Consider the following 12018-nt stretch of genomic DNA (forward strand, 5'->3'; position numbering starts at 1 on the left):
GACAACCCTCACGCCCTAAACCCAGCCATTAGTCCTCGCTCTAGATAGAACGAGACTTACGGGTTCCTCTGGGTTCATCCCACTTCACTGGGGACTGGACGCTAGGCATTCTCACAATCTTATCGGAAAGCGTACCGTCCCAAGGGAGGATGTTCGGCCAGGAAACCGTCCTGTCCCCAGAGGGGGAACTTTGACGAATTTGATAATGGATCCCCCGCGCCCAGTTCCAAGGACAAATCCAAGGATAAAAGTATTACGATCCATAAATTTTTATGGAGCTGCTCCCAGTGGTCTAAAACCAACGCTATAGACTATTCAACAAAGATTGGAAAACCCTTGCTAGGCGTTCATTTCAGACTGTGTGACATCCGTGACACCGCTGAAGCGCCCTAATACATCGAAAAGTCCCGTTAACATTGGAGTCTTCATTCAATGTCTCATTCCGTCAAAATTTACGATACCTGCATTGGCTGCACCCAATGCGTCCGGGCTTGTCCCTTGGACGTGTTGGAGATGGTGCCTTGGGACGGTTGCAAAGCTGCTCAGATTGCCTCCTCCCCTCGCACTGAAGATTGTGTGGGCTGCAAGCGTTGTGAAACGGCTTGCCCCACCGACTTCCTCAGCATCCGGGTATACCTCGGGGCTGAAACCACTCGCAGCATGGGTCTCGCCTACTAGATCCGCCAATGCTGTTATGGAAGACCGGGCTGCTTGTACTCTCAAGCAGCCCGGTTTTTTTCTGCCGTTTCTTATATCTTTAAACAGTGGATCCTAAAATAATGGATCCTATGCTCCATGGCATCTATTACGTCCCTATGGCTTCCACTGTGCACCTCGGTCATATTGTTCTCTACCACCTGCTCCATAGCCTCCAGCCACTGCTGGTACCGCTATGTTTTGTCACGGCTTGGGGCGTTGTCGGGCTAGGAGCCTGGACCCTGTGGATCGCCCTCCGGGATAGCATTACCCGAGGACGACAAATGCATCGGATCCCCTGTGCCGCCTGTCGTTATTTTTCCGGGGATTACCATCTCAAGTGTCCCGTCCATCCCCAAGTAGCTCTGTCTGAGGCCGCCATTGGTTGTCCCGACTTTGAGCCAGAAGGCTCCCTGAAGCGCAGTCTCGATCGGCTCAACACCACCAGGGTTTGAGACTCAGAAATTTGAGATCCTCAACACAGCTAAAAACTTAAAGAAAACTTTTAAAGAGAGATCGATGCTTGTCCGCAAACTCCAGAACTGCGAAGAATTCATGGCGGGGGACAATACCCGTCTGCGAGAACTACTCCATCCCGACAAGCAGCCCCTAGACCTGCGCTACAGTCTGGCCCATGCCGTCCTCCCCGTAGGCCAAACCTCTACCCCCCATTCCCTGACGACCTCCGAGGTGTACTACATCCTGAGTGGCGCTGGGGAAATGCACATTGACGATGAGGTGCAGCGGGTGGAACCGGGGGATGCGGTCTACATTCCGCCCCAGGCCCGCCAATATATTCGCAGTGTGGGGGTCACGGACCTCATTTTCATCTGCATTGTGGATCCGGCTTGGCGGCAAGAGGATGAAACGGTTTACACCAAAGACGGTGAAACGCCCTAAGGAAAGCTTAAGCAATCCTGCCCCAGTCAAGGAATCGTCTAGGCTGCAACGGTATTACCAAGGGCTAGAACTATGGTTTCAGTACCCCAGATCGAAGTTCATCCCACTCGCGAGGCTCTAATTCAGCGATCGCGGGATCTCGTCGTCGCTCGTATCGAAACTGCGATCGCAGAGCGAGGCCGCTGCACCCTGGCCCTAGCAGGGGGAAGCACCCCCAAGCCCCTCTACCTCGCCCTAGCACAAACCGATCTGCCCTGGGACAAGCTGCATATTTTTTGGGGAGACGAGCGCTATGTAGCCCCCGACCACCCCGACAGTAATGCGGGCATGGCCAAAGCAGCTTGGCTGGATCAGGTGGCAATTCCCCCAAGCCAGATTCACCTAGTCCCCACCCATCTCAGTCCACCCGCCGCCGCCGCCGCCTATAACCACACCCTCCAAGGGGTATTAGGCATCGAGACCCGCCCGGACATCATACTGCTGGGAATGGGCGACGATGGCCATACCGCCTCCCTCTTTCCCCATACCGCAGCCCTCACCGTAGACGATCACCTCGTCACCCTGGGGGATAAGGACGGCACCCCTCGCATCACCCTCACCGCAGCCGCCATCAACCGCAGCCGCTGTGTACTGTTTCTGGTTACTGGCACCAACAAACAGCCCGCCTTAACCCAAGTCTTCGCCGAAGACGGAGACGACCAAGCCTATCCCTCTCGCCTCATCCGTCCCGAGGGTGAGTTGTGGTGGCTCCTCGATAGCGACGCCGGAGCTGCCTTAGAGGGTTCCATCTGAATACGGGTCCAGATACTGCCAGCCTTTTCATCAACGATCCAAGAACGTACCCCCCAGGGCAGCAGCGTAATCAGCCTTAGAGGGTGTCTGAGAAGTCGAGTATGGGTGCTGAAACCCTTATTCTTTCGTCATGCACCAGTACTCATAACCCTAATTCTTTCGTAGGCAACTACCCTTTTCAGATACCCTCTAAGGGATTATTTCCGAGATGGAATACACCCGGAGCCAGATTTCTTCTGTCCCTGCCTCACTTCAGCAAAAATTTCTCCGCATCCCACAGTAAAATTCAGGACAGAGTCCGTCAGATTAATCAGGAAGCAAGACCAGCCAGAGCGTAGATCTAGGTAAGCCAGGGTTGCATGCAATCCGACAGGTCAGCAGACTGAAGGACATCGGCAAGGATTATGACGGTTGCCCCCGTCGCTATCCTGATCCACAGGTCTAGACAACGTTTACCCTGAAACCTGCCGTAATACTTGCTACTCAGGGCAAAACTCTCCTCTATTATGGTCGCAGTGTAAAGGAACAGTTCATGATCGTTTGCCCGAACTGTAACCATCCCAACCCAGACGGTGCCGTCCAGTGTGAGGCTTGCTATACGCCCCTACCCACTCTGGAATCCTGTCCAGGGTGCGGGGCTCCAGTACAGAGTGATGCTAGTTTCTGTGGCCAGTGCGGGTTTGACCTGCGCTCCGCTGCCCCCACCCCTGATAAAGCCGGGGATGACACCCTAGGGGGAGAGGAATACGCAGTCTCGACCCCAGAGATTCCTCCCTTGAGCCCGCCTGATCCCTTAATTGCGCCTGAACCCATTGCCCCAGAGCCCATTTCTGGTCCCCCTGTAGGATCCTTACCCGAAGAATCCTCAGAGGCCGAGACATCTCCGCTGGCGACGATCCCAGCATCATCCCCTCCCTTGGCTGCAACCTCCGCCGTTGCTCCCCTATCCCCTCCTGCCCCCCGAGTGTCGGGAGACGCGGTAGGGGCCACCCAAATTCAGGTAAACCAGGCTAAGCTGATGCACGTTCAAACGAACAGTTTGATCGAGTTGTCCCCCCAGTTGGCCCTGATCCGCATTGGCAAGCCCAACGATCGATTCCCACCTGACATTGATGTTGCCGGTTTTCCTAACTCAGAAATTGTGTCTCGCGCCCATGCCCAACTGCGGGTAGAGGGAGATGTTTACTATATTGAGGATGTCGGGAGTTCCAACGGCACCTACGTCAACAATATGCCGCTACCCTACGGAAATCGTCACCGTTTGCGGCCAGGAGATCGCATTGGTCTGGGAAAGGGTGACAAGGTCACCTTTATATTCCAATCCCCTTAGCTATCTTGGTGCTGAAAGTCGTGCGTTTGTTTTGCCACTGTTCACTCCGGCAATTGGTTGAGTAATGTGATTACCCTATCCCTTCTGCATCCCCTAAATAAGAATCCGGTTCAGCACTGGAGCTTCGATGAAGACTCGGTTATTCGCATTGGGCGGTCTACCGACAACAATGTAGTGCTCTACAGTGCCGTCGTGTCCCGCCACCACGTTGAGGTAAGACGGGGTGACAAGGGTTGGGAAATTGTCAACTTAGGGACAAACGGCACCTATCTAGATGGCAAGCGGGTCACCCAAGTCCCTGTTAAGGATGGCATTATCATTCGCTTAGCCCGCTCTGGCCCCAATATCCAGATCAATACGGGGGCGGATGGACGCGAAGCGGTACAAGCTCTGATGCGTCTCAAGGCCAATGCCGAAGCCCATGTGGCCCATGCCGCTAGTACCAGCGCTTTCACCAAGGAAACAGACATTCATCCCGGCTCAGAAACCCTGACTTCCTCTGGAATCGCTGACGATGACAATGAGATTACCTCGGGGAATTCAGCCGCCCATCCCACTAGGTAAGCTCAGACCATGTAGGCTCAGGGGACTCCAGCAGTATCCGGCAACCCCATCAAACCCTTGATATATTCTGGCTAAACGGGGTATTGGGCTGGGTTCTTAGGACTCCTACCCAGGAGGAATATCACTGACTATGGGCGGCTATCGAAAGCTTTAAGAGGCGGTGAGGCAAGGTTAATGGGTAGCTTTGCCCTCGAAAACCAGTATTACTGGGTTGCATCATTGCCTATCTAAGGAGAAACCCATGGCTCGGGGAGATCAGGTTTATTCCATGCGAGAGTTAATGGGCTTGTCTAGGGCCTATGAGCACCACGGCATTGACTGTGGAGATGGCACCATTATTCACTATCGCAAGACGGGCACTGCCACCATTGCCCGTACCTCTCTGGACTTTTTTGCTCAGGGACAGCGTGTATTTGTCAAAGCCGTGTCAGTATCCTACTTGCCGGATATCGTTGTGCAACGGGCCGAGAGTCGCCTAAATGAGCAGCGCTACGATCTACTCACCAATAACTGTGAGCATTTCGCCACCTGGTGCAAAACCGGGCGCAGTGAAAGTGAGCAGTTGGCAGGATTTGGCCTCAATTTGAATCAGCGGCAACTGCCGGAACTTCGTCGATTGATCGAAGGCACGGCCCGCAATCGCGCTCCAGAAGAGGCGATTACCCTGTTCCAGAAAGCGCTGGGGGATATTGCCACTGCTCATCAGAGTCTTCAGCGTCAGTACCAACGGGCTCAGCAGGATATTGACACCTGGCAGCGGGTGGCAGAGGTGGCCTTGGCCCGCGATCGCGAAGATCTCGCCCGCGCTGCCCTCCAGCGGAAGATGGAGGCCAAGCGCAAACGCACCACCTTGACTCAGCAACTGGCGGAACTGGTGGAAGTCCAACTCAGCCTAGAGCAAAATCGCCGCTGGTCCCAGCAGCATTTGGGGTGAGCCAGAGCGTAGGGTACTTCTGTTATTGGAATACATGGGTTACTGGGATGTATTGAGATGGCTCCCTTGACGGCCAGTTCATCCCCCAGTATCCTCAAACCTCCACACCCTATACCCCCCTAACCTCGTGTCTGTTATTCCTGCTGCTGCTGGGTCTCGCCGCTATGCCATCCTCGGCACAGGTGCAATCGGCGGATACTATGGAGCCTGCCTACAACGGAGTGGGGCCGAGGTGCATTATCTGCTGCACCGAGACTATGACCATGTCCAGTCCTTGGGGCTCCGAATTGACTCGGTCAAGGGGAGCTTTGTGCTGCCCCAGGTCAATGCCTATCGTCAGGTGGAGGCTATGCCCCCAGTGGATGTGGTGCTGATAGGACTAAAAACGACCCAAAATAGCCTCCTGAGAACCCTGCTGCCACCCCTCCTGGGACCGGAGACGGTGGTGCTGACGCTTCAGAACGGTCTTGCTGTGGAATCTGCGATCGCACCCCTGACCCAAGGACACCCCGTTCTGGGGGGCCTGTGCTTTATCTGCTCCAACAAGGTAGGACCGGGTCATATTCACCATCTGGACTATGGCAATGTCCTCCTAGGCCGCTATGACCCCCAAGATCAACCAGGGGGGCTGTCCCCGTTGCTAACTGCGATCGCGGCAGATTTCCAAACAGCGGGGATTGCCGCCGAGGTGACCCCAGACCTGTACATGGCCCGCTGGCGCAAACTGGTGTGGAATATTCCCTTCAACGCCCTCTCGGTAGTCCTAGACGCCACCACCGATGCCATGGTAAACGACCCCAACATCGCCCATCTCATCGAAGCATTGATGGGGGAAGTTCTGGAGGCCGCCGCCGCCTGGGGTGAGCAGGCGACCCCAGGCCAAGGACGAGCTTTGCCACGAGGTCTGGTGGCCGAAATGATGGACCACACTCGCGCCATGAAACCCTATCGCACCAGTATGAAAATCGACTACGACGAGGGTCGCCCCCTAGAAGTTGAGGCAATTTTAGGTGCCCCTGTAAGCGCAGCCCAATCCGCAGGGGTGGCAGTGCCTCGCATTGAAATGCTATATCACCAAGTCAAGGCACTGGATCGCCGTAGTTGCCTACGCAGGCGTTAGATCATTTCCGAAAAATATCTTCCCAACGTCAATTCGGTATCAGCGCTGTCACCCCGCCGGAAATTCAAAATTCCCGGCTAACAGGCTCTAGTTCATTTTTAATGGCCATTAAAAATGGACTGGGAGCTGGCTGGGGATAGGGGGGCTAGTCCGTTTTAACGGACTTCTGCTATGAGCCAGGGCAATTTATTCCCTGGCGGATGGGCAGCGAAGCTTAAGTTGAACTCAGGTCTTGCCAAATAATAGGCAGCGCCCACTCTACAGCATTGGTAATCTTGGGGATGAAGCTGGAATTATCTTTCCTGGAAATATCCCCAATCTGTTTTACACAAACCCCTTATGGTTTAGAGTCGTCACCGTTACCATTGCTAGCCTCTCCAGAGGGAGTCACCACCGCATCATTTGGCAGCGAAGCCGCATCAGCCTTAGCCTTAGCCCGCTCCTCGCGTTTTTTGCGGTCAGCAGCCAGAATATCCGCCATTACGATCTTGGCCTGCTCCATCTTGGTGAGGTTACTGCGGTAAAGCTCCACATCCTTTTGCAGCTTGTCAAAGGACAGGGGCAAACTTTCGGCAACCGCCTTGAGCAGTTCCATCAGCTTTTCCTTGTCCTTGAGGATCTCGGCGTCTACGGTCTCGATCAGGGTATAGAGGCCAATGGCGAAAGCACGGCTGTACTTGAAACGGTCGCGATCAGCAATGCCCTGCAATACCCCCTTAAGGAGGTCAGCCCCTTCAGCAGAACGGCTAATTAAGATAGCTTTGAGGGCATCCAGAGAACGGCCTGACACCTCCGCTACCATGACTTCAGCATCTCGACGATACTGGTCTGCCGTGCCCGCGTTGGCCTGACATAGGGCCGCAAAAATCGAAGCCTCATCTGCCTCAGGGCGGTATCCTGCCATAAAGCGATCGAAGGTAGTCACAATCCCCAAGGCGTAGACCGGATCGTAAACAAAGTCTTCGTTAACTCGCAGCAGATGCATTTCTACCATCAGTTCCTCTATCACGCGGCGGTAGACCGAGGCGATGGGGCGATTGTGATAGCTATAGAAAGCTCGTTTAGTATCGGAAACCGTGGGGACGTTAGTCACAGAGCGACGCTCGAAGAATGCATTAGCTCCATTCTCGCCTCAAGTAGACCCTTTGCCAAGGTTGGACGCCATGGTATCCACAGTAGTCGGGATCAAATCCCCCGGTAGTATGGAGGAATTACCCCTATCTCCCTGTCACCCGTGGCTACCGATCTCATTCATTTAGCACAATGTCTCGCCGGGGAGTTCACCAACAAGCCGCAGGCACTGGCCGAACCCATCTGGTTTGTGCAACTGAAACTGTGGATTCGCCCCGTACCCCAGCTTTCCAGCACAGAGCACGTTACTTTTTTCTTGGAACAGGCCAGCATGGCCTATGATCAACCACCCTATCGTCAGCGGTTGCTACAGCTAGCGTCACAGCAGGGAAATCTTACCGCCACCTATTCAGCCCTCAAGGATCCTAAATCTTGGCAGGGAGCCGCCCAAAACCCAGACCGCCTGGGCACCCTCACCGATCAGGATCTCATGGCCCTGACGGGCAGCACTCTCTCGGTAGTTCATCCAGAAAACTCTCACGGAGAAACCTTTATCGCCCGTCACTTCCCAGGAGAACGATGCCAATTCCAAGTGGATGGACAGGCACGGGAGGTAGAGCTAGGCTTTGACGCGATCTCTGGAACTGGGACAGCCCAGTCCCCTGACCAGTTTTACATGTACGATCGCGGCTACGACGCGACCCAAGACAAATACACTTGGGGCGCTCTCCATGGCCCCTTCAAACTACAAAAACAGAAGGACTTTAGCACCGAAATCATCTCAGCCTAATCAAGGCCGGCACGCATCGGCTAAGCCTTTCTTGAATGCCGTTAGGCTATACAGTCCCCCTCTCCCCCCTATGCCCTACAGGCAGGCCAAGCCAATGGCAAGCTCAGGGATCTGGGAAAGGGGAAGGCCGGACAAGACTTATGCGGTCAGCCAGAAGCTTTCGTGACGGTCAGGTTCTAATCGGTGAATTTGAGGCGGCGGCGGTAGTTGGTCACCGACTCTACAATCCCTAGGGCAATGAAGTTGGTTAGTAGCGCCGATCGCCCATAGCTGACCCAGGGTAGGGGAATGCCGGTAACTGGCGCTAGGCCAATAGTCATACCAATGTTAATCACGACCTGAAAGAGCACCATAGACAACACCCCGATGGTCAGCAGAGAGCCGAAGTTGTCCTTGGCATTTTGGGCAATGATGACGAGGCGTAGACACACCAGCCAAAAGGCGGCGATAGTTGCGATCGCACCCACAAAGCCCCATTCCTCACCGATAGCCGAGAAAATAAAGTCCGTATGCTGCTCTGGGATAAAGTTCAACTGGGTTTGGGTGCCTTCGTGAAGCCCCCGGCCAAACAATTGACCCGCACCAATAGCAATACGAGACTGAATCAAGTGATAGCCACCCCCCAAAGGATCCTTGTCCGGATCGAGAAATAGGGTGAGTCGGTCCTTTTGGTAATCCTTAAGCAGGTTCCAAAACAACTCCCCGAGTTTGCCAGAAACCAAATTGATCGCCGTCGCCACCACCGTACTCAGGAGCCGCCAGGGCAAAGTCATCCAGGCAACGATCCCCATGCCGATAGACCATGTCAGCCAAATGGGCACCGAAAAATAGAACATAATGGCTGCCACTAGGGGCGACACAATGAGCACCAGCCACCCTGGATTCACATTGGCCCAATACAGCATTCCTAGAGTAATAGCCCCAAATACCAAGGACGTTCCCAAGTCGGGCTGGATAAACACCAGTCCCCAAGGCACTGAAATCACCGCCAAAGCCCGCAAAATTCCCCACAGGGTAGTGCCCCCCGGCGCTTGCAGCATCGCGGCCAGGGTAATAATGACTCCGACCTTGGCAAATTCCGAAGGCTGGACATAAAAGCCAAAGACGTTAATCCAGCGTTGTGCCCCCAGACCACTAGTGCCCAGAAAGATAACAGTGATCAAGGAGGCATTCACCAGGAGGTAAATAGGCCATTGCCATGCCAGCAAGGTTTCATACCGGAAGCGACACAGCCCCACGGCTATGATCAGACCAACAACCCCCATGAGCAAATGATTCCACCCAAAGGCAGTTTGCTCCAAATTGATTTGAGTGCTGGCGATTACCACGCTCGCGAACACCATTAGGATCGTTGGCAGGGACAGAAGTAACCAGTCCACCTGTTGCCAGCCCTGAAACCAGCGTTTCCAACGACTACGGGTACGCAAAGAAAAGGTCATGCTGTCAAAGCCGCAACAGAAATGCGGGCGGCAACGTTTTGGGCAATGATGCGTAGAGCTTGGGCCGATGCCGACTCAGGATGCTCCACAACAATAGGTAAGCCGCGATCGCCCCCTTCGCGCACGGTCATTTCTAGGGGAACGCAGCCCAGCAAGGGCACATCCAATTCCTTTGCCGTCCTTTCCCCACCACCGGAACCGAAGATGTCGTAGGTGATGTCAGGACGATCGGGGGGAATGAAATAACTCATGTTTTCCACAATGCCCAGCACCGGTACCTGGAGCTGCTGAAACATCCTCAACCCCCGGCGGGCGTCAGATAGGGCCACGGACTGGGGCGTAGTGACAATGACGGCCCCCGCCATGGGGACGGCCTGAGCCAGGGTAAGCTGGGCATCCCCCGTACCAGGGGGCATGTCCACCACAAGGTAGTCGAGGTCGCCCCACTGTACTTGGTACAAAAACTGACGAATGATACCGTTGAGCATCGGTCCCCGCCAGATGACAGGCTGATCGCGATCGATCAAAAAGCCCATAGACACCATTTTGACGCCGTGGTTAAAGGCGGGTTCTAGCTCTTCCCCCTGAGGGCCTGGGCGCACCGTCATCCCTGCTCCCTCTAGACCGAGCATGGTGGGCACATTCGGTCCGTAGATATCAGCATCAATCAATCCCACCTTGGCCCCGGCTTGAGCCAGGGCAACGGCGATATTAACGGCGACGGTGCTTTTACCCACCCCCCCCTTGCCACTGGACACGGCGAAGATATTTTTGACGCCACTAATTCCTTGGCGATCAGGGATGGCCTTTTGTTGAGGGGTTTCAGCAGTCACCTCTACCGCAACAGATTGAACTCCCGGCAAGGTTTTCACGGCCTTTTCGCAGTCCTCTACGATGAACTCACGAAGGGGACAGGCGGGGGTGGTCAGGACTAGGGTGAACTGGACATCACCATCCTTGACCGCTACGTTGCGGATCATATTCAGCTCTACCAAGCTTTTTTGGAGTTCTGGATCCTGCACTGGGCGCAGGACCTCTAGAACTGCCGAGGCGTCCAGGGTCAAGGTCATAGGTGGGGGATTAGGCTTTTATGAGGACAGAACTGGGCTCTTAGCCATCGCGATGATCAGAGACTGGCCCCAAGAGGCCATCGCGGCTAGACCCCAAAAGTCCATCTTAGAATGTTCCAGCTAAATACCTATCCGGGATCTCCTGTCTCGACTCTAAATTTAGATCCGATTAGATCCCAAAACTTAGATCCCAAAACCTTAGATCCCAAGGCGTAAATCAGCCCCAGCGATACCCTTGGCTCCACTCAGGGGATGATTTTTAGATGGAATATTCTATGAAAAGGCTCAATAGCCCCCATTTGGGGCAACCTTCCTGACTTCAAACCCTTGATCTACCATGCCTCAGAGCTAGATCGCTTGGGCCGGAGTGCTTTTGGGGCTGCCTGCTCAGCGGCAGTTGCGATCGCAGCAGCAACCTGAGCCGCATAGGGCTTCAAAATAGACCAGACCAGGGGCGACAGCCACCCCCGTAGGGTAATGGAATAGGAGACCTGAGTGCCCCACATTGTCGATTCCAGCCGATAAATAACCCGTTCTTCTAGCCCTGGTATGGGAAAGAGACGAATGCTGAGCAGTTCTTGGGGGGATACCCGCTCAACAAAAATATTGATCGGGATAGGCACCCAACGGGGCATCACGCGATAGATCAGACCCGGTTTCGCCGTAAGCCCCTGGGGCGCATTAGTACTCGTGATCAGGGGGTGCCAAGACATATCCGCCAAATTGATCAGAGTTTGCCACAAGGTTTCCACCGAGGCCGTACTGATGGCCTGATACCGTCGTTCAAGGTGGCGAGTGGGACCAAACCGCCGTAGTTTCCAGCGACAGGCGCGCAGGATTCGAGTCACAGGACTAATCCAGGGAAGGCTCATATATTTCCTGAATTTTGAGTGGATCCCAAGGGAGCTGCTATCCCGATGGGGAGCAGTCCCATGGGGAACTCAATGGTTAGGTCTGATCCTAACCTATGGCCTGGGATCGGGTTTATGGCTTGGGATCGGGTTGCACCTAGGTGTTCCTAGCTGGACGCTACTGCCTAAGGGGTCAGACTGGCGAAATTCCCCCATCCCAACGTCTCAAAAGTTAAGGCTTCTCAATATGGAGAAATGTTTTGTGGGGCTGACTCAGATTCCGATTCACGGTAGCCTGAAAACCGGGTTAGATCAGGCTCCCAGCCCCTAATACAGGGTAAAGCGCGGACATTCTAGGATGAAGTCCCAAGATTGCGCAGGAGTCCCTGACCGCTCTCTTTAACACTGCGTTAGCCCTTGTGGTTAACGTCCCATAGGCTTTTGTAACGGAAAGTTGTTGC

The 12018-nt window shown here is 54.5% G+C and carries 13 protein-coding genes; 9 read left to right on the forward strand and 4 right to left on the reverse strand.

Features of this window, described 5'->3' with window-relative positions; genetic code table 11:
- The first annotated feature begins 432 nt into the window (after window positions 1-432).
- From psaC to LEP6406_RS0221240, 8 genes are all read left to right on the forward strand, one after another.
- Window positions 433-678 (forward strand): photosystem I iron-sulfur center protein PsaC, encoded by a 246-nt coding sequence (gene psaC / locus LEP6406_RS0221200; RefSeq protein WP_002764973.1) that lies wholly within the window; start codon window positions 433-435, stop codon window positions 676-678.
- Window positions 679-815: 137 nt separating this feature from the next.
- Window positions 816-1151, forward strand: coding sequence for a hypothetical protein (locus LEP6406_RS29170; RefSeq protein ID WP_051463973.1), 336 nt, complete (start codon window positions 816-818; stop codon window positions 1149-1151).
- Between the two features lie 64 nt (window positions 1152-1215).
- The gene (locus tag LEP6406_RS0221210) at window positions 1216-1596 is read left to right on the forward strand and encodes a cupin domain-containing protein (protein WP_008314489.1); all 381 of its coding nucleotides are present in this window, start codon (window positions 1216-1218) and stop codon (window positions 1594-1596) included.
- A 72-nt stretch (window positions 1597-1668) separates the two neighbouring features.
- Entirely contained in the window at window positions 1669-2388 is a 720-nt protein-coding gene (gene pgl, locus LEP6406_RS0221215) for a 6-phosphogluconolactonase (RefSeq protein ID WP_008314488.1), read from the forward strand.
- A gap of 532 nt (window positions 2389-2920) precedes the next feature.
- Window positions 2921-3718 carry an FHA domain-containing protein gene (locus LEP6406_RS0221225; RefSeq protein ID WP_008314486.1) on the forward strand — a complete coding sequence of 266 codons (798 nt, stop codon included), beginning with the start codon at window positions 2921-2923 and terminating at the stop codon, window positions 3716-3718.
- A 66-nt stretch (window positions 3719-3784) separates the two neighbouring features.
- Window positions 3785-4282: an FHA domain-containing protein gene (locus tag LEP6406_RS32360; RefSeq protein ID WP_008314484.1), complete on the forward strand. Its 498-nt coding sequence runs from the start codon at window positions 3785-3787 to the stop codon at window positions 4280-4282.
- Between the two features lie 241 nt (window positions 4283-4523).
- Entirely contained in the window at window positions 4524-5216 is a 693-nt protein-coding gene (locus tag LEP6406_RS0221235) for a lecithin retinol acyltransferase family protein (protein WP_008314482.1), read from the forward strand.
- Between the two features lie 127 nt (window positions 5217-5343).
- Entirely contained in the window at window positions 5344-6336 is a 993-nt protein-coding gene (locus tag LEP6406_RS0221240; RefSeq protein ID WP_008314480.1) for a putative 2-dehydropantoate 2-reductase, read from the forward strand.
- 337 nt (window positions 6337-6673) lie between these two features.
- Here the strand turns inward: LEP6406_RS0221240 and psb29 are convergent, their stop codons facing one another.
- Window positions 6674-7429 (reverse strand): photosystem II biogenesis protein Psp29, encoded by a 756-nt coding sequence (gene psb29 / locus LEP6406_RS0221245; RefSeq protein WP_008314478.1) that lies wholly within the window; start codon window positions 7427-7429, stop codon window positions 6674-6676.
- 141 nt (window positions 7430-7570) lie between these two features.
- Between psb29 and LEP6406_RS0221250 the strand changes: the two genes are divergently transcribed.
- A complete protein-coding gene (locus tag LEP6406_RS0221250; protein WP_008314475.1) occupies window positions 7571-8197 on the forward strand; it encodes a chromophore lyase CpcT/CpeT in 627 nt (208 codons plus the stop codon).
- A gap of 176 nt (window positions 8198-8373) precedes the next feature.
- Here LEP6406_RS0221250 and rodA read toward each other — a convergent pair whose 3' ends face one another.
- The 3 genes from rodA to LEP6406_RS0221265 form a co-directional block, all read right to left on the reverse strand.
- Window positions 8374-9636 (reverse strand): rod shape-determining protein RodA, encoded by a 1263-nt coding sequence (gene rodA / locus LEP6406_RS0221255; protein WP_008314474.1) that lies wholly within the window; start codon window positions 9634-9636, stop codon window positions 8374-8376.
- Window positions 9633-10706 (reverse strand): iron-sulfur cluster carrier protein ApbC, encoded by a 1074-nt coding sequence (gene apbC, locus LEP6406_RS0221260; RefSeq protein WP_008314472.1) that lies wholly within the window; start codon window positions 10704-10706, stop codon window positions 9633-9635. Before apbC ends, rodA begins: the two co-directional genes overlap by 4 nt.
- Before the next feature lie 332 nt (window positions 10707-11038).
- On the reverse strand, window positions 11039-11554 hold the full coding sequence (locus LEP6406_RS0221265) for a hypothetical protein (RefSeq protein ID WP_036031313.1): 516 nt from the start codon (window positions 11552-11554) through the stop codon (window positions 11039-11041).
- Between the last annotated feature and the right edge of the window lie 464 nt (window positions 11555-12018).

It is taken from the genome of Leptolyngbya sp. PCC 6406 (assembly GCF_000332095.2).
In the GTDB taxonomy this organism is placed as follows: Bacteria; Cyanobacteriota; Cyanobacteriia; order Phormidesmidales; family Phormidesmidaceae; genus PCC-6406.

What these genes read in the sequence shown, in the direction of transcription:
- psaC (WP_002764973.1), top strand. Translation starts at nt 433, where the DNA reads ATGTCTCATTCCGTCAAAATTTACGATACCTGCATTGGCTGCACCCAA.
- LEP6406_RS29170 (WP_051463973.1), top strand. Translation starts at nt 816, where the DNA reads ATGGCTTCCACTGTGCACCTCGGTCATATTGTTCTCTACCACCTGCTC.
- LEP6406_RS0221210 (WP_008314489.1), top strand. Translation starts at nt 1,216, where the DNA reads ATGCTTGTCCGCAAACTCCAGAACTGCGAAGAATTCATGGCGGGGGAC.
- pgl (WP_008314488.1), top strand. Translation starts at nt 1,669, where the DNA reads ATGGTTTCAGTACCCCAGATCGAAGTTCATCCCACTCGCGAGGCTCTA.
- LEP6406_RS0221225 (WP_008314486.1), top strand. Translation starts at nt 2,921, where the DNA reads ATGATCGTTTGCCCGAACTGTAACCATCCCAACCCAGACGGTGCCGTC.
- LEP6406_RS0221235 (WP_008314482.1), top strand. Translation starts at nt 4,524, where the DNA reads ATGGCTCGGGGAGATCAGGTTTATTCCATGCGAGAGTTAATGGGCTTG.
- rodA (WP_008314474.1), bottom strand. Translation starts at nt 9,636, where the DNA reads ATGACCTTTTCTTTGCGTACCCGTAGTCGTTGGAAACGCTGGTTTCAG.
- apbC (WP_008314472.1), bottom strand. Translation starts at nt 10,706, where the DNA reads ATGACCTTGACCCTGGACGCCTCGGCAGTTCTAGAGGTCCTGCGCCCA.